This is a genomic window from Hyphomonas sp. BRH_c22, from assembly GCF_000961795.1.
Lineage (GTDB): Bacteria > Pseudomonadota > Alphaproteobacteria > Caulobacterales > Hyphomonadaceae > Hyphomonas.
The window spans coordinates 25805-42389 of record NZ_LADU01000099.1 but is presented as its reverse complement, the minus strand read 5'-3'; the positions used below and the strand labels follow the sequence as shown (position 1 = coordinate 42389).

Annotated in this window: 15 protein-coding genes; 3 read left to right on the top strand and 12 right to left on the bottom strand. The window is 61.2% G+C overall.

The window, feature by feature from the left end; all coding sequences use genetic code 11:
- Positions 1 to 119 precede the first annotated feature (119 nt).
- From VR74_RS13870 to VR74_RS13820, 11 genes are all read right to left on the bottom strand, one after another.
- Positions 120 to 641, bottom strand: a complete 522-nt coding sequence (locus VR74_RS13870; RefSeq protein WP_299950593.1) for a GNAT family N-acetyltransferase — start codon at positions 639 to 641, stop codon at positions 120 to 122.
- A 20-nt stretch (positions 642 to 661) separates the two neighbouring features.
- Positions 662 to 1369 carry a DUF4167 domain-containing protein gene (locus VR74_RS21095; protein WP_299950590.1) on the bottom strand — a complete coding sequence of 236 codons (708 nt, stop codon included), beginning with the start codon at positions 1367 to 1369 and terminating at the stop codon, positions 662 to 664.
- Between the two features lie 194 nt (positions 1370 to 1563).
- Positions 1564 to 2427 carry a peptide chain release factor N(5)-glutamine methyltransferase gene (prmC, locus tag VR74_RS13860; protein WP_045697784.1) on the bottom strand — a complete coding sequence of 288 codons (864 nt, stop codon included), beginning with the start codon at positions 2425 to 2427 and terminating at the stop codon, positions 1564 to 1566.
- A complete protein-coding gene (locus tag VR74_RS13855) occupies positions 2424 to 3272 on the bottom strand; it encodes a pepsin/retropepsin-like aspartic protease family protein (protein ID WP_045697782.1) in 849 nt (282 codons plus the stop codon). The genes prmC and VR74_RS13855 overlap by 4 nt, the downstream gene beginning before the upstream one ends.
- A 25-nt stretch (positions 3273 to 3297) precedes the next feature.
- Positions 3298 to 4371, bottom strand: coding sequence for a peptide chain release factor 1 (prfA, locus tag VR74_RS13850; protein ID WP_045697780.1), 1074 nt, complete (start codon positions 4369 to 4371; stop codon positions 3298 to 3300).
- Between the two features lie 60 nt (positions 4372 to 4431).
- A complete protein-coding gene (locus tag VR74_RS13845) occupies positions 4432 to 4860 on the bottom strand; it encodes an MAPEG family protein (RefSeq protein WP_045697778.1) in 429 nt (142 codons plus the stop codon).
- A complete protein-coding gene (locus VR74_RS21090) occupies positions 4851 to 6182 on the bottom strand; it encodes a hypothetical protein (protein ID WP_299950587.1) in 1332 nt (443 codons plus the stop codon). Before VR74_RS21090 ends, VR74_RS13845 begins: the two co-directional genes overlap by 10 nt.
- Before the next feature lie 87 nt (positions 6183 to 6269).
- Positions 6270 to 7403: a flavodoxin-dependent (E)-4-hydroxy-3-methylbut-2-enyl-diphosphate synthase gene (ispG, locus tag VR74_RS13835; RefSeq protein ID WP_045697777.1), complete on the bottom strand. Its 1134-nt coding sequence runs from the start codon at positions 7401 to 7403 to the stop codon at positions 6270 to 6272.
- An 84-nt stretch (positions 7404 to 7487) separates the two neighbouring features.
- Positions 7488 to 8462, bottom strand: coding sequence for a helix-turn-helix domain-containing protein (locus tag VR74_RS13830; RefSeq protein ID WP_045697775.1), 975 nt, complete (start codon positions 8460 to 8462; stop codon positions 7488 to 7490).
- Positions 8463 to 8553: 91 nt separating this feature from the next.
- Positions 8554 to 10818: a phosphoenolpyruvate--protein phosphotransferase gene (gene ptsP, locus VR74_RS13825; protein ID WP_045697773.1), complete on the bottom strand. Its 2265-nt coding sequence runs from the start codon at positions 10816 to 10818 to the stop codon at positions 8554 to 8556.
- 26 nt (positions 10819 to 10844) lie between these two features.
- Positions 10845 to 12092: an aspartate kinase gene (locus tag VR74_RS13820; protein WP_045697772.1), complete on the bottom strand. Its 1248-nt coding sequence runs from the start codon at positions 12090 to 12092 to the stop codon at positions 10845 to 10847.
- Positions 12093 to 12184: 92 nt separating this feature from the next.
- Between VR74_RS13820 and ubiG the strand changes: the two genes are divergently transcribed.
- Positions 12185 to 12961 carry a bifunctional 2-polyprenyl-6-hydroxyphenol methylase/3-demethylubiquinol 3-O-methyltransferase UbiG gene (gene ubiG / locus VR74_RS13815; RefSeq protein ID WP_045697770.1) on the top strand — a complete coding sequence of 259 codons (777 nt, stop codon included), beginning with the start codon at positions 12185 to 12187 and terminating at the stop codon, positions 12959 to 12961.
- Positions 12958 to 13572, top strand: coding sequence for a DUF924 family protein (locus tag VR74_RS13810; protein ID WP_299950584.1), 615 nt, complete (start codon positions 12958 to 12960; stop codon positions 13570 to 13572). The genes ubiG and VR74_RS13810 overlap by 4 nt, the downstream gene beginning before the upstream one ends.
- On the opposite strand, the gene VR74_RS13805 is transcribed toward VR74_RS13810, so the two are convergent.
- Positions 13569 to 14939 carry an MFS transporter gene (locus VR74_RS13805; RefSeq protein ID WP_045697768.1) on the bottom strand — a complete coding sequence of 457 codons (1371 nt, stop codon included), beginning with the start codon at positions 14937 to 14939 and terminating at the stop codon, positions 13569 to 13571. The two genes, VR74_RS13810 and VR74_RS13805, sit on opposite strands and share 4 nt — an antisense overlap.
- A 119-nt stretch (positions 14940 to 15058) precedes the next feature.
- Between VR74_RS13805 and VR74_RS13800 the strand changes: the two genes are divergently transcribed.
- Complete coding sequence (locus tag VR74_RS13800) at positions 15059 to 16552, top strand: M20 family peptidase (RefSeq protein ID WP_045697829.1); 1494 nt, start codon at positions 15059 to 15061, stop codon at positions 16550 to 16552.
- Positions 16553 to 16585 lie beyond the last annotated feature (33 nt).

Sequence of the window (16585 nt, the reverse complement as noted above, 5' to 3'; positions counted from 1 at the left end):
CCCTTCCAAAGGCAGACTTGATCACTGGAAAGAAGACCCCGCTCAGCGGCGGCCTCTGACTATGGTTTCGATTTGGGGAGGGACAGGGAACTCTGCAAGGCATGCAGCCTGCGACAACTTCAATCGCGCCGGAGAATGAACTCGCGGTCAACCTGGGCGCCAACGTGAAAATCGTATTCGCCGACCTTGGTGAAGCCGTAGCGGCTATAGAATTTCTGGGCTTTCAGGTTTTCGGACCAGACTCCGAGGAACAGGGGCGGACGGCCCGCCTCCTCAACCCAATCGAGTACCGGCTCCATCAGCGCGGCGCCGACACCAAGTGACAGGATATCCGGGCGCACATATAGCCGTCGCAGCTGGAGTGCGCCCTTCGGCATGGGGTCCACCGGAAGGTCACAGGGGCTCGCCTGAGCATAGCCTGCGAGCGAGTGATCGGCCGATTCGGCAATCCAGATCGGCCGGTCCGGTCGCGACACCTGGCGTTGCCAGCTCTCCAGGCCATAGTTGTCACCGAGAAAGGCATCGAGATCGTATCGCGAATACAGGTGACCGAACGCTGCCACGAATGATTCGATGCCAAGCGCCTGCAGCGGCTCTGCATCTTCGAGTACGGCGCGCCGTATCACTAAGTCCTGACGCACGCCTGGCACTTCGCGCGAGCCTAGTCTGCAGTGGTCTCGGCGGCGTCGTCAGCGCGAGACACGTCTTCCGAAGCATCAGGCGCAGTCTTGCGGCGACCACGTGACAAGGTCTTCATGACCCCATCAGTCACCGCTTCTGGCTCATCGGAGGCTTCCTTGGCGCGATAGGGCTTACGACGCGATTTCGGACGATCAGAAACTGGTTTGGGCTTCCGTTCGGAAGCGGCATCAGATGCATTCGCCTCATCACCATCAATCACCTTGAAGGAATCTGGCGTATCGGACGTTGCCTCAGCCTCATCGGCCTCGTCATTGCGATTCGACCGTGAGGTGACTTCAACCGAAGCTTCTTCCCGTTCCTGGCGATTGTCCGAATCGGAATCGTCATCAGAGCCATCATTGCGGTTATCACGATCATCGCGCCGGTTGTCCCGGTCATCACGGCCGCTGCGCGGCTGTGGTTGCTGCTGCTTGTCCTTGGCTTCCAGCTGCTTGGCCACGATCCGCTGATAGTGTTCTGCAAACTGGAAATACGCTTCAGACAATACGCGGTCGCCGCTGGTATGGGCGTCCCTGGCATATTGCTGATATTTTTCAAGAACCTGCTGGGCGGACCCACGGATCTTTACGTCCGGACCGACACTTTCATAGTGCCGGTTCGGATTGTTGTGATTGTTGTTACTGCTAGTACCGCCTGAGCGACGATTGCGCCCGCGTGAGCGTTTCATGAATGTGTATCCCGTTTCATGCGCCTGCGTGTCTTGCAGGCAATTCCCAACGCAATGGCCTAAGGATTTCTGGCCGAGCCCCGTATTTGCGCGAGTCTGACGAGGGTGGAGCAGACTTGCCTTAAGCGGCTTCCAACACCTCACGCATAGGTTCTAGCCTGTAATATGCGCTCCGCCAAGCGGAAATGTGCGTGTCAGGAGCGCGGCTGAATCGCCCAGACAACACGGTCATTGCCGCTCAGATCCGGGCAACTGCCGATGTTAACCATCCCGGCACCGGACAATATCTCCTGCACATCCTCTTTCTGGTCGAATCCAATCTCCAGCACCAGCGGCGTGCCCGGCTTGAGTTTCCGCCGCGCAAGCACGGTCAATTCACGATAGGCGTCGAGCCCATCCGTTCCACCATCCAGCGCGGCGATCGGATCATGATGGCGCACCTCGGGCTCCAGGGTTTCGATAAGGGCGCTGCAAATATAGGGGGGGTTCGAGATGACGAGATCCGCCTGCCCCCAGCCCGTCCAGTCTACCCACGACCCTTCAAACACAGTGGCGCGGACATCAAGGCCGAGACGGCAGAGGTTTTCCCGTGCGAGGCTGGCCGCGTCAGGGCTCGCCTCCACCCCGACGCCTCGTGCCTCGACTCGATTGGCAAGAATCGCGGCAAGCAGGCATCCCGAACCCATGCCGAGATCAGCGACCAGCACAGGACGATCAGGCGTTAGCAAGTCAAGCGCTGCTTCGACGACCGTCTCGCTGTCAGACCTGGGAATGAGCGCGCGCGCGTCTGACAGGAATTCGAGCCCGTAGAACTCAGTCGTGCCGAGAATATGCTGCAGCGGGCGGCGGGTCATGCGCTCACGGATCATCCGCTCATAGCGCTCAGCAATGACAGGCGGTGCAGCGTCCTGTTCCGACATGATCCAGCGGGCGGCGCTCATCCCGGTAATGACCCGCATCAGCAGCCTTGCTTCAAAGTATGCGTCATCAATGCCGGCTTCGGCCAGATGCCGCGCGCCCGTTCTGACGATATCGCCGTATCGGACTCCCGCGTTCACGGCCTTGGCTCAAGCCAGAGCCGATTGCCCGGAAAGTCGATCACCATGATGAAGTCACGCAGGACCGACACGCCGACATTGGCGTCAGCGCCATCCGCGGATGGCGCGACGGCCGCGATGAGGTCGTGTACTTCGACGCCTGCAATCGACAGGCTGTCGATCCGCACCAATGTGCGCTCCACTGGCCCTCCCAGGCCGCCGCCTTGTTTAATGCCGAGGATGCGGTCTGCCGTCAGCAGGCCCGCCGCCCGTGCAAATTCTTCGCTCAGCAGGATTTCACTGCCATTGCCAAGATCGAAGTCCGCCTGCACCGGCGCTGCGCCATTGAAGCTGACCGGCATCTGCTTGATGCCATTGGCATCGGACAAGTTGACAAGCATTCCCCGCGGCTGGAAATCATCTGGCACCTGGTGGAACCGGCCAGCTTCGATGTCGAGATAATACCGTCCGGCATCGAATAATTCCCGGCCCATGATGACGGTCACAGGCTCACCGACCACGCGGTTGGCAATGTCTTCGAGGTCGAGAATCGCAATCGCCTGATCGTCCATCCTGTTACCGGCCGCCTCAAGGCTGACGCCTTGCGCGAACTGGACCTCGACCTCAGTGGCGCCCGTTCCTTTCGCCTGGTCCGTGCCCGCCCCAGCAAGGTCAAGGCGGTCTGCGAAGGCGGCGTCCACCAGCGTCATTTCCGCTCCGGAATCCATCAATGCCTCGGCGGGTTCGCCGTTTATGCTGATGGGCATGAAGATCCGATTGCCACTGACACGAATTTCCTCTGGTGGCCGGGACATGCAGGCCGTCAGGGCCAGCGCACCAAGCAAAAAGCTAACCATCGTCTTCATGCCGCTTTTCCTGTCTCCCGATGCCCTATTGCGCATCCATCGCAGCGAGTTTCCTGGCTTGATCCTCGGTTATCAGCGCCTCGATCACATCCGGCAACTTATCGCCGGAAATGATCCGGTCCAGTGAATACAGTGTCAGCCCGATGCGGTGGTCTGTGAGGCGGTTTTCGGGGAAATTATACGTCCGCACTTTCTGGCTTCGGTCGCCTGATCCGATCTGGTTCGCGCGTGCTTCGGCGCGCTCAGCGTCCTTGGCAGAGCGTTCGCGTTCATAGAGGCGGATCTTGAGCTGCTCCATCGCCTTTTCGCGGTTCACGTGCTGCGACTTCTCGGAGCTTGTCGCTACGATACCCGTCGGCAAGTGCGTGATGCGCACCGCGGAGTCGGTCGTGTTGACGTGCTGTCCACCTGCGCCTGACGAGCGCATTGTATCAATACGGATGTCTTCGGGACGCACGTCAATCTCGACATTTTCCGGCGCCGGCAGAACAGCCACGGTAGCGGCAGACGTGTGTATGCGTCCCTGCGTTTCGGTCGCCGGCACGCGCTGGACACGGTGCACACCGCTCTCCCATTTCATATGCCCGAACACGCCGTCGCCGGACACATTGACGATCAATTCCTTGTAGCCGCCAGCGTCGCCCTCAGAGGCGTCGACGATATCCACTTTCCAGCCCATGATCTGGAAATACCGGGAATACATCCGGAACAGGTCGCCCGCGAATAGCGCCGCTTCGTCACCGCCCGTCCCGGCCCGCAATTCCATCACGATGTCAGCCTTGTCATCGACATCCTTGGGCAGGAGCAAAACCTGGACTTCCTGTTCCAGCGCCGGCAGGCGGTCCTTGAGGTCCTCGACTTCGGCGCGGGCGAGCTCGACCATGTCGGCATCACCGCTTGAAATGAGGGCTTCAGCTTCACGCAGTTCCCGACGGGCCGACATCAGCTCGCGGGCCTTGTCGACAACGGGTTTGAGTTCAGCGTGCTCCTTCGACAGGGAAATTATTTCCGCTGTCTCGGTTGCCGCGCCCATGCGGGCTTCGACCTGTTCGAACCGGTCGATGACTTGTTGCAGTCTGGAAGGGGAAATAGTGGCCATGGCCGCCCTTTAGAGCGGTTTTGAGGGCGCGTGAAGCGCCCTCGCTGCCACATATTGCACCTAGACGAAGATTCGGAGCACTTCGCGCACGGCCATTACAATCAGCGTGATGGACGCCAGCGCGAACACGGCGAAGCGCAGGACCACTTTCGGCTGCAGGATCTGGACAAAGGAATGCAGCACGCGCAGGCCGACGTAAATCCATGCCGCCAGCACCATGAAATGCCCTTCGCCGCCCGTCAGCGCGGCAAAGAACATGAGGGCATAGAAGATCGTCGGCTGTTCATGCAGATGGTTGTAATTATCGGCAACCGACCGGACATTCGCTGGCAGCTTGTCACCATATGTGCCAGGGTGGCGAGCCAAATCCGGATCGATATTGGCCTTTTGCATGGCCGGAATCCGCGTGGCGTACATCCACAGCCACATCACAAGCGTCCAGCAAACCAGCGCCAGAACGGGTTTCAGCAGTTCAACAGTTACGGACATTTTGCCCCTCCCACATTTGTTATAATTGAGGAAGCTACGGGGCAATCTGCAGTTTGAACAGCTGTTTCGCGGATCACAGGCTGGCCGAGATGCGCTGCCAGAAAGGCGGTGAACGCGTCGATGTCTTCGGACACGACGCTATGTCCGCCCGGGCGCATCCAGAATGCGAGGCCCGCATCGGGATCGAATGACCGCATGCCATTGGCTGTCAAACCCTTCGCGCCTCCCATCTCGTAGACATCGGAGGCCGCCTGCGCCGCGCGATAGGACGAGTTCGGATCCGACCACACGTCACGCCGGCCATTGCCCAGCAGAACGGGCGTGGGCCCGAGAAGCGCCAGCAATTCGTGCTGCTCGACCGGCAGGCTGGAAAGGTCATCCAGATAGAGCTGTACCGTCGGCGCCAGCCAGTGCGGATAACTCTTTGCCATGCGAACGAGACCTTCTCCCGTTTCCGAGCGCGACAATGACGCTCCGGCGAATCCGGACTGGTGGGCAATCACGGCATCCACGCGCCTGTCCCACACGCCAGCGATCAGTGCCGATTTCCCATGCCGCGAGTGGCCCATCAGGGCGGTGCGGCGGGCATCAATCCGAGGATCGGCCTCAAGCACATCGAGGGCCGCCGAAAAACCGTAGGCCCACGCCATCAGCGCACTGGTCGGGTTCACGGGACCACCCATGCCGGCCATCACCGATTGGGCTTCCCCGTTGCGGTCGGGCACGAGTTCGCTGGCATAAAAGCTCGCATATGCAAGCCCCGCGTCGAAATACCGGGACACGGGCGCTTCCGCGATATAGGTGCCAAAAACCTGGGTCGCCAGGAATCCGACGATCCCTGTCATTTCAGGCCCGTCGCAGATCACGCCATCGGATGCGGTGACCGGACTGCCGGGAAATACATCGCAATTGCCCGAAAACGTCTGACTGATCACGAGTGGGCCAGCCTGAACGGCATTCGGGAAGGCTGTCACGAGATGAAAGGACCGCGCGCCAGGCCCTGACCCGACTGTGATCTCGATCTCTTCCAGCATGCCGCGCCCATCAAGATAGTCAGCATCCACCACGCGCCAGGCACCATGCGACACAGGCATGCCTTCGGGCCATGGCCCATATAGCGTGTCTTCGAAGGCCCGCTTCAGCGCCTCTCGCGGGGCAGAGTTCTCCGCGAACGCAGTCGCCCTCAGCGGCGGCTGGGGCACGGGTTTGTTGCCGGTCTCCAGGCTCGCATAGTTCAGGCCAAGCATGGTGCAGTTGGACATGATCAGGGCCATCAGGCCGATCAGGAGGAGAAGCGGAATCCGCTTGAGAAACCAGATCATTCGGAAATCGCCCTTAAGCCAGCTGAAGCATTGGCCGAATTCTTATCGTCCTTCGACGGAAAGGGCAGTCCCTTCACGAAAACGTTTTTATTCAGCCGCGATGGCTGCGGCCTCGCGCGCTTCGCGCAGCTTTCTGGCTTTCTCTTCAACGGCCTGAACGATTTCCTCGACCATGGTCGCATTGCCGACTTTCCGGTCCGGCTTGCCCGCCGCATACATCATGCCGGATTCGGCCCCGCCGCCGGTAAAGCCAAGATCTGTCATCGCGGCCTCTCCCGGTCCGTTGACGACGCAGCCGATGATCGACAGCGAAATTGGTTCGGAAATATGCGCGAGACGCTTTTCCAGCGTCTCGACAGTCGAAATCACGTCGAAACCCTGCCGTGCACATGATGGACAGGCGATAATGTTGACCCCCCGCGTCCGAAGGCCGAGCGATTTCAGCATCTCGTAGCCGACCTTCACCTCTTCGACCGGGTCAGCCGAAAGCGATACGCGTATCGTGTCGCCAATCCCCGCCCAGAGCAGGCTGCCCATGCCGATCGATGACTTCACTGTGCCGGTCCGCAGGCCGCCCGCTTCGGTGATACCCAGATGAAGCGGTGCATCCGTTGCCTCCGCCAGCTGCTGGTAAGCCGCGACGGTCAGGAACATGTCCGACGCCTTGACGCTGATCTTGTATTCATGAAAGCCGAGATCATCGAGGATCCGGGCATGATCCAATGCGCTCTCGACCATCGCTTCAGGGCAAGGCTCGCCGTATTTTTCAAGCAAATGGCGCTCAAGCGACCCGCCATTGACCCCGATCCGCATCGAACACCCGTTTGCCCGCGCTGCGGCCACCACTTCACGGACCCGCTCAACCGAGCCGATATTGCCCGGATTGATGCGGAGACACGCTGCGCCTGCATCAGCCGCCTCGATACCGCGCTTGTAGTGGAAATGGATGTCCGCCACGATCGGCACGCCGACATTGCGGACGATCTCGTTCAGGGCCGCCGTCGACTCCTGGTCAGGGCACGACACGCGGACGATATCGACGCCTGCATCTTCCATGCGCAGGATCTGGCCAATCGTCGCCGCAGCGTCGTGTGTCGGCGTATTGGTCATCGACTGGACCGCAATCGGCGCGTCCCCGCCGACTTCCACCGAGCCAACGCGGATCTTGCGTGAGATGCGCCGGTCAATATTGCGCCAAGGCCGGATCGGATTGTGGGTCATCGGACGTGAGTCTCCCTGCGGGTCGCTGCTGCCCTTGATGTGGCGTGCCGGGCGGTCAAGGTAAAGCCCCGACTGCGTCGCAGACTAGCGGGTTGCCTTGTTTGCACCGTTCGATGCCACGGTCGGCGCAGCCGTATCGGCGGCTTCGGCAAGCTTCTGGTCAACACTGACCGAGAAGACCGGCGTCGCGTCCGGACCCAATGGACCGATCACCGCATCGCCGAGACGCCACTGGAACGCGCCGCCATCCTTGGCCGACACCGTCCAGCCTGCATCGAGGCGCGGGAAATAGGTCTCGCCCGCCGCCATCACACGGCTTCTGAATATCGTGCCGTCCGCGCCGCGCACTTCAACCCATGCCGGGCGAGCGGCAACAAGCTCAAGCGGGAGATGCGTCGGCAATGGCCGGCTGGCATCGTTTGCATCGTCGAACAGGCTGTGGCGGGCACCATTGACCGCGACAATCGCCGGAGCGGGTGCGAGTTCAGGCGCCGGCTTGATCACTTGCGTCAGGCCAATCGCACCACCCGCCAGCAGTGTAAGCACGGCAGCGGTGGCCGCCATCAGCGGCCATTTGGGCTTTGGCGGTGCGATATCGCCAATTTTCGGAACCGGGGCGGAATTCCTGACTTCCGACACCGCACCGCATTCGTGCGTGTATTGCGCGATAACTTCGCTGTCAGGCAAACCGAGTTCGGCACAATAGGCCCGCAGGTAAGGCGTCAGGTAACCCTTGGGAATCTGGCCGATTTCCATCCGCTCGATCCACATCAGGAAATCCTGACGCAATAGCGACTTGCGGGAAACATCGGCAATGTTGAGGCCAAGCGTTTCGCGAACACGGCGGAGGACCTGGCCCATACGCAGGCTTTCGCCTTCAAATTTCCGGGTCTTGAATATCTCGAGCGCTACGGCACGCATGTCCACGGGTTCAGCTGGCTGCGCTTGCGGCGCTGGCGCGCGCGGATCCTCTGACGTACGGCCCGTTCCACTTGCAATCGCACGTGAGGGAGCGTGCATTTCGGAATCGTGCGCGTTGGGGGTTTCTTCGTGTCCCATATTCTTCCAATCCAGCCGCCAGTCAGTGTATTCGCCTGTTAGACGAGCAATTCCTGGTCCAGAAACATGGTAAATTTAGGACCAGACAGCCTCAACCGTCGGACAATTCCACCCGATGATCCGCCGCCAAAGCTAATACTTGGTTACGGAACGCACCGTCTGGCGTGTCCAGCACCTCAAGGAAATCCCGCCGGAATGCCCCAAGATGAACAGATCTTACCATACGCTTGACCGGACCAATAGCGGCGGCAGGCATCGAAAGCGCATGAAATCCAAGCGCCAGGAAACAGAGCGCCGACAGGGGAGAGGCCGTCGCTTCGCCACACGCCGACATGCGGATCGAATGCGTGGCGCAGTCTTCGGAAACCTGCTTGAGAAACCGCATGCCCGCAGGACTGACCAGATCGTACCGGTCGGAGACTGTCGGCGTCATCCGATCGGCCGCAAAGAAAAACTGCATCAGGTCATTCGTGCCGACGGACAGGAAGTCGACTTCGCCGGCGAGTTCGGACAGGCTGAATGCCAGCGCAGGTGTCTCCAGCATGACACCGATTTCAAGCACGGAGGGGCGCTTGCCTGACCGTGCCTCGGTCCATTCTACTTCCTTCATCAGCAAGTCACGCGCCTCGAAAAACTCGCTCGGCACGGTCACCATCGGGAACATGACCGTGAGCGGTCCGGTCCCGGCTGCCCTGACGAGCGCCCGCAACTGGCGCCGGAACAGGCCCTTGTGGTCCAGAGCGAAACGGATGGAGCGCCATCCGAGCGCCGGATTCTCCTCCCGGGTCGTATTGAGCGCCGGCAAGACCTTGTCGCCGCCAAGATCCACCGTGCGGAAAATGACCCGCTTGCCCGCAGCGCGGTCCAGCACACGCCGGTACAGCGCCACCTGGTCATCCAGCCGCGGCAGCGTCTCGGACACGAGAAACTGGAATTCCGTCCTGAACAGCCCGACCCCATCGGCGCCGACCTGATCGAGCATGTCCATGTCGAGATCGAGGCCCGCATTCAGGTATAGCGAAACCTGGGTGCCGTCCTTCGTCTTGGACGGCAGTCCGCGCAGCGCAGCATAGGTCGCCTGACGCTCGGAGCGCAACGCAACCCGGCCCTTGTAAGCATCGTAGAGCGAGTCATCGGGACGGATGTGCAGCGTGCCCTTCTCGGCGTCCACGATCACCCAGTCGCCCTGGTCAATGCGGGTGGTGAGGCCCTCGATCCCGCCAAGAGTCGGGATGCCAAGGGCACGGGCCACGATGGCAGCATGAGACGACACCGCCGCCTCTTCCATCAGGATCGCGCGCAAACCGGCATTGGCATAGTCAAGCAGTTCGGCGGGACCGAGGCGCCGGGCGACCAGCACGCTGCGCTCTTCGTTGATCTGCGGCTTGCCATCATCGCCTGCCAGAACCCTAAGCAGGCGGTTGTCGAGGTCCTCAAGGTCATTCAGGCGCTCACGCAGGTACGGATCGCGGGCGCTCTGCAGGCGCGCGCGGTGCTCGCGGCGCGCCCGGTCGACGGATGCTTCGGCCGAAAGCCCCGACCTGACGCCCTCGCGGAGCTTTTCGGCCCAGGACGGGTCGTGTGCCAGCAGGCGATAGGTTTCCATCACGTCCCGCGGATCGTCGCCCAAGGCGGCGCCATCCAGCGCCATCATCTGGTCGATCGCCTCTTTCAGTCCCTTCAGGGCTTCGGTCAGCCGCAAGGCTTCCAGGTTCTGATCGGCGGCAAAAAACTTCGCAGCCGGGACGACGGGATCATGCAGCACGGCGCGGCCATATCCCAGGCCTTCGCAAAGCACCCGCCCGGTGAGCGACGCCAGTTTGCGCTCGCGTTTGGACATGTCGCCATTCGACATGTGCTCCGGGTCCATCCGGTCGACGATTTCCGCCAGCACCATCGCGATGGTCTGCAATGTATCGATCTCATCGTCACCATAGGCCCGCTCGGTGCGGTTCTGGACCGTCAGGACGCCAAGGACGCGCCCGCCCCGCAGGATGGGCATGCCAAGAAAGGCGTGGAAGGGATCTTCGCCTGTTTCCGGCCGGTAGGAGAATGACGGGTGACGCGGCGCATCCTGGATGGCCATGGCCTCAGCACGCCTGGCAACGAGGCCTACCAGGCCCTCATTCGGAGCGAGACGCGTGGTCGATACCGCCTCAGGCTTCAGGCCCTCGGTCGCGATCAGCAGCAATTCGCCGCCCGGGAGGCGCAGGTAAATCGAACAAACGTCCGCGACCATTGTCGAGGCGATCAGCCTGACGACCTGGTCCAGCCGAAATCGCGTATCACCATCTTCCGCCATCACCTGGCGGAGGCGATTCATCAGGAGACGCGTGGCCGGCAGGTTATAGGGCATGGTTCTCCCAAGTGTCGCAGTCCGGTTTACACCGCGTCAAGCCCGAAGGCCGTATGAAGGGCCCGAACGGCCAATTCGGTGTAAGGTGCAGCAATCAATACCGAAATTTTGATCTCCGAGGTCGAAATGACATCAATATTGATGCCCTTCTCGTACAAGGCCGTGAACATGGTCTCTGCGACGCCCGTATGACTCTTCATGCCGACACCGATAATGGATATCTTGGAGACGTCCCGCGTCACTTCAAGCTGTTCATAGCCTATGTCGTCCGCCATCTTCTCAAGCGTTTCCTTGGCGATCGGACTGTCACGGTCCGTACAGGTGAACACCATGTTGGCCCGTTCCGGGCCGCGCGCATTGGCCTGGACGATCATGTCGACATTGACGCCGGCACGCGCGAGCGCCGAGAAGATCTTGGCCGAAACGCCGGGCTTGTCGGCCACCCCGTACAGTGTGACCTTCGCTTCGTCGCGTGAATAGGCAACACCGCTAACAACCTGTTTTTCCACGATTTCATCCTCTGAGCAGACAAGGGTTCCGGGATTGGGCTCACCTGGCTTCAGGAAGCTGGATAGAACCCGTACCGGTACATTATGGTTCATGGCGAGTTCCACAGACCGGGTCTGCAGAACCTTCGCGCCGAGCGACGCCATTTCGAGCATCTCTTCGTAAGATATTTTGGGGATCCGCTGGGCCTTCGGCACCATGCGCGGATCGGTCGTGTAGACGCCGTCCACATCCGTGTAGATGTCACACACCTTGGCATTCAGGGCCGCGGCCACGGCCACCGCGCTCGTATCGGAACCGCCCCGGCCAAGCGTTGCCACACGGTCGTCATCCGTCACGCCCTGGAATCCGGCAACCACGGCAATTTCGCCCCGGTCGATCGATTCCGGCAGGCCGCTATTCTCGAAACCGAGAATACGGGCGCGGCCATGGTCTTCGTCAGTCTTGAGTCGCAACTGCCAGCCGAGCCAGCTGCGCGCCTTGAGCCCGCGGCGCCGGAGGGCCAGCGCGAGAAGACCGGCGGTGACCTGCTCGCCAGAGGCAACGATCACGTCATACTCGTCGTGGAAGTCCTCGCGCGGCAGGTCAGGTCCGGCAGCTCCTTCGGCAAAGGCCACCAGCTTGTTTGTCTCGCCCGCCATGGCCGAAACGACCACCGCCATATGCTCGCCACGCGCTGCACGGTCAGCGACAATGTCAGCCACGTTCGCAATGCGGTCGAGATCCCCGACCGAAGTACCGCCAAATTTCAGAACCGTACGCGCCATTTCGCCCCATATCCTGTGCACTGTAGGGATTGCCCTTTATCTGCGCCCTCATAGGGTTAAGTTCATCTCGGATCAAACGGGAACGCCACAGGATGGTAAAAACAATTGAAGGCTCTCGCGCCGCGCCAAGCACGCCGAGCATCGACGCAACTGAAGTTGCCAAGTTCTCTGCCATGGCTGCCGATTGGTGGAACCCGACCGGAAAATTCAAGCCACTACATCAGTTTAACCCGGTACGGCTGAGATTCATCCGCGAAACAGCCGAGGCGCATTTTGCGATTCCGGGCGGCCAGACGAAGCCGCTGGAAGGTCTGCGCCTGCTGGATATAGGCTGCGGCGGAGGATTGGTCTGCGAGCCCATGTCGCGCCTCGGCGCGGCCGTGACGGGTGTCGATGCCTCCGAGGCGAACATCAAGACGGCCCTGACGCACGCACAGGAACAGGGTCTGGCCATTGATTACCGCGCCGGCACGGCAGAAGGACTGATCGATTCAGGCGAGCCGCCGTTCGACATCGTGCTGAACCTGGAAGTGGTCGAACATGTCGCCGATGCACACGACTTCCTCAAGGATACCGCCTCGCTCGTCCGCCCGGGCGGCCTGATGATCGTTGCAACCCTGAACCGTACCGCCAAGGCCCTCGCCACGGCCGTCATCGGCGCAGAGTATGTACTCGGATGGCTGCCGCGCGGGACGCATGACTGGTCGAAGTTTGTTACGCCCGACGAGGTCCGCGCCGCCCTCCTTGCCGCCGGAATGCAGCCTGAACCCGCCATCGGCGTCTCCTACCGTCCCCTGTCTGGTTCGTGGAAGCTGACATCGGACGCATCGGTCAACTTCATGGTCGTCGCAAAGAGGCCCGCCACATGACAAACCTGCCTTCCCCGTCCGACGTGATCGCTTTCTGGATCGGCGACGCTGCATCGTCCGCTGAAGAGGCGGGCATCAAGAACAAGATGTGGTTTGGCAAATCCGAGGAAATAGACGCCGATATCCGCGTCAGATTCCTTCCTCTCCTCGAAACCCTGGCTGCCGGGGCCCTGGCTGACGACTGGGCCGTGCGCGGTGCGAGCGAGCGACTCGCTGCGATCATCGTGCTGGATCAGTTCAGCCGGAACATGTTTCGCGGCAGCCCCCGCGCCTTTTCACAAGACGCGCTGGCGCTTCGCCTCTGCAAGGAAGGCCTGTCCCTTCGCGAGGACCTCTCGCTCAGTGAGGTCGAACGTATCTTTTTCTATCTCCCGCTCGAACACTCCGAGGATATCGGCGACCAGACCCGCGCGGTCGAGATGTTTTCCGCGCTGGTAAAGGATGCGCGCAGCGATTTCAGGCAACTCGCCGAGACGACACTCGAGTATGCCTATGCCCACAAGGCTGTGATTGAGCAATTTGACCGGTTTCCGCATCGAAACGAGACACTGGCGCGGGAAACCACAGCCCAGGAAGCCGCGTATCTCGCGAAGCCCGGGAGCGGCTTCTAGTCGAGCATCTGAGGCCCGCGCGGATCGAGGCTCTTGGCCACATCCTGCTGCATCGCGCGCGACAGCGGATAGGTCCAGGACGCAATCGACGCGCCTAGATACAGCACGCCGGGCAGCAGGCAGAAGATCATCAGCAATCCGTTGATGGCTTCAGGCGTGTTCGGCTGGCCCGGATGGAACCCCGCCAACTGGCCTACCATCAGGTAACCGACACCAAACGCAAGGCTGGAGCCTGTCTTGTAGGCGCTGGTCAGGATCGAATAATAGATCCCGGCGCGGTTCTCCCCGGTCCGGGAGGCATGCCATTCCACGACATCTGCGGTCATGGATCGCGTCAGGATGATCGGTGCGCTGAACGCAGCGCCGTTGATAATGGCGCCAACAAGCAGAGGCCCGAACCCGCCAACCTGACCAAACAAATAGTAGAGGATGTAGCTGAGCGCCGACATCATAGTCGCTGCGCGGAAAGCGACATTCTTTTCCGTCCGTTTGGCCAGCAACAACCATAGCGGCATGGCCGCAACCGCCGTGATGAAGAAGATCATCAGGATCAGGCTGGACTGGCCATCGCTCAGCCCGAACACGTATTCGGCGACAAACAGGTAGTTCGCGGCCGTGACGGCAATGGCCGTCCCGGCCAGCAGTTCCATCGCAAGCAGGCGGCCGAACATCTGGTTCTTCAGCGCGCCGAGGAGCGGTTTCAGCTCGAACTTCATCGCATGTCCCTGATCGCCCGGCACGGGCCGGTCCGGCACGAAGAAGAAGGACAGGGCGCCCGCCACAGGCAGGGACACGAGCAAAACACCGCCCATCACCGCGACCTGTGCAAAACGGTCCAGTTCAAATCCGAACAAGGGCAACAGCGCCGGCAGCGCGAGCAGTGTCAGCATCGACAATGTGCTGATTATCTCCGGCCACAGGAACAGGCGGGAGCGTTCGTCATAGGTCGTCGCAATCGCCGGCACCCAGGCTGAGCGAGATGTCTGCAGCAGGGTGAAGCCGACATAGAACAGCGCCATCCACCCAATGAAGTAAGCGGGACCAACCCCCGTGCGCGGCGGCATGTAGATAAAGAAGGTCGCGACCGCGAGCAGCGGAATGCTCAGCAGTATCCAGTGGCGTACGCGCCCCAGCGGGCTGCGATAGCGATCCACCAGATAGCCCATGACCGGATCGGTGAAGATGTCCCAGAACCGCAAGAGCATGAACAGGAGGCCGGTCATTTCCAGCCCGAGGCCCACCTCATTGGCATAGAGCGGTGACAGGTACACGGCGAGCGGCAGCCCCACTCCGGCGAGTGGAATACTGAGGCTGGAAAAGGCGAGCACGCGGGGAAGAGACAGGCGTTGTGGTGTCGTCTGGGTCATCCCGCCAAATTGCCCACGTAATTCGTGACGGCCAAGTCATTTTTTTGCCCTGCGAAGCCTTGACGGACGTCGCGGGAGCCGCAACCGTCCGGGTCAAAATCGACAAGGGTGGACTGGACATGCTGAAAAAACTGATCTTGGGGACGGCGGCACTGATCGTGCTTATCGTCGGAATCATTCTCGTCCGGACGTTCTCCTATGGCGGCGAACCGGTCGGCCAGCGGGTGGAGTTGCCAGACGCACCCGCAGTTTCAGCAGAATCAGCTGCCCGGCACTTGTCCGAAATCATCCAGTTCAAGACGGTCACCCTGGCGGGCGGGGATCCGCGTCCTGGCCAGGAGGGCGAATGGCTGGCGTTGCACGACTGGCTGTCTGAAACCTATCCTGCCGCGCATGCCGCCATGACCCGCGAAATCGTGCCCGGCACGCTGACCCTCCTCTACACATGGCAGGGAAGCGATCCGTCGCTGAAACCTATCCTGCTGATGGCGCACCAGGACGTCGTTCCGGTCAATATGGGCACGGAGTCCGACTGGACCGGCGCCCCCTTTGCTGGCGAGATCATTGACGGCTTTGTCTATGGCCGCGGTGCAATCGACGACAAGGGCAACCTAGTCGGCCTCATGGAAGCGGCAGAAGCGCTCGCGGTCTCCGGCTTCAAACCGAAGCGCACCGTTCTCTTCATGTTCGGACATGACGAGGAAGTATCCGGCTCAGGTGCGGAGGCGGGCGTCGCCCTGCTCAAATCCCGCGGCGTGGAACCTGAAATGGTACTCGACGAGGGCTTCATGATCATCGATCCGTCGCCCCTGTCCGGCAAGCCGATGGGCATTATCGGGATCGCCGAGAAAGGCTATGTGACCGTCAATGTGACGGCCGTTGCGCAAGGGGGGCACTCGTCCACGCCGCCCCGCAACTCCGCAAACGTCAACCTCGCAAGAGCCATTCTGGCGCTCGAAGAGAACCAGATGCCGGCCGATTTTTCCAAACCGCCTGTATCGGACCTTTTCCGCGCCGCCGGAAAGGACATGCCCTTTGCCCAGCGCATGGCCATGGCAAACCTCTGGCTGTTCCAGGGAATGGTCGAATCCTCCCTCGCGAAGAATTCCGCCGGTAACGCCATGGTCAGGACCACGACCGCACCAACCATGTTGCGCGGCTCGGCAAAGGAAAACGTCCTGCCGCAGCGCGCCGTCGCGACGGTGAACTTCCGCGTGCATCCAAACGATACGCCGGATGACGTGATCCAGCACGTGAAGGATGTCACCTCCGGAATTGACGGGATCGATGTCGAGACGGGTGGCGAAGGCATCAACAGCCCCGCATCCCCCGTCTCCCCGACCGACAACCGCGCCTACGCCGTGCTGGCAAGCGTCGCCGAGGTTACGGGCAATGGCGCGCCCGTGGCCCCAGGCCTGGTGCTTGGCGCAACCGACTCCCGCTACGCCGCCGCCATTTCCAGCAGTATCTACCGTTTCGCCCCTGCCATCATGACGCCAGCCGATCTGACCGGATTTCATGGCACGAATGAACGCATCTCGGTCGAGAACATGGGCCGGCTGTCAAAGGGCTATGCGCAGATCATCCTCGGCATGGACGGCCCGGACGAATAGTCCGGGCGCGCCAGCAACCCGCAGGAATCCTGC

What these genes read in the sequence shown, in the direction of transcription:
- VR74_RS13805 (WP_045697768.1), bottom strand. Translation starts at nt 14,939, where the DNA reads ATGACCCAGACGACACCACAACGCCTGTCTCTTCCCCGCGTGCTCGCC.
- VR74_RS13820 (WP_045697772.1), bottom strand. Translation starts at nt 12,092, where the DNA reads ATGGCGCGTACGGTTCTGAAATTTGGCGGTACTTCGGTCGGGGATCTC.
- VR74_RS13810 (WP_299950584.1), top strand. Translation starts at nt 12,958, where the DNA reads ATGACAAACCTGCCTTCCCCGTCCGACGTGATCGCTTTCTGGATCGGC.
- VR74_RS13845 (WP_045697778.1), bottom strand. Translation starts at nt 4,860, where the DNA reads ATGTCCGTAACTGTTGAACTGCTGAAACCCGTTCTGGCGCTGGTTTGC.
- VR74_RS13800 (WP_045697829.1), top strand. Translation starts at nt 15,059, where the DNA reads ATGCTGAAAAAACTGATCTTGGGGACGGCGGCACTGATCGTGCTTATC.
- VR74_RS13830 (WP_045697775.1), bottom strand. Translation starts at nt 8,462, where the DNA reads ATGGGACACGAAGAAACCCCCAACGCGCACGATTCCGAAATGCACGCT.
- prfA (WP_045697780.1), bottom strand. Translation starts at nt 4,371, where the DNA reads ATGGCCACTATTTCCCCTTCCAGACTGCAACAAGTCATCGACCGGTTC.
- ispG (WP_045697777.1), bottom strand. Translation starts at nt 7,403, where the DNA reads ATGACCCACAATCCGATCCGGCCTTGGCGCAATATTGACCGGCGCATC.
- VR74_RS13855 (WP_045697782.1), bottom strand. Translation starts at nt 3,272, where the DNA reads ATGAAGACGATGGTTAGCTTTTTGCTTGGTGCGCTGGCCCTGACGGCC.
- VR74_RS21095 (WP_299950590.1), bottom strand. Translation starts at nt 1,369, where the DNA reads ATGAAACGCTCACGCGGGCGCAATCGTCGCTCAGGCGGTACTAGCAGT.
- ubiG (WP_045697770.1), top strand. Translation starts at nt 12,185, where the DNA reads ATGGTAAAAACAATTGAAGGCTCTCGCGCCGCGCCAAGCACGCCGAGC.
- VR74_RS21090 (WP_299950587.1), bottom strand. Translation starts at nt 6,182, where the DNA reads ATGATCTGGTTTCTCAAGCGGATTCCGCTTCTCCTCCTGATCGGCCTG.
- ptsP (WP_045697773.1), bottom strand. Translation starts at nt 10,818, where the DNA reads ATGCCCTATAACCTGCCGGCCACGCGTCTCCTGATGAATCGCCTCCGC.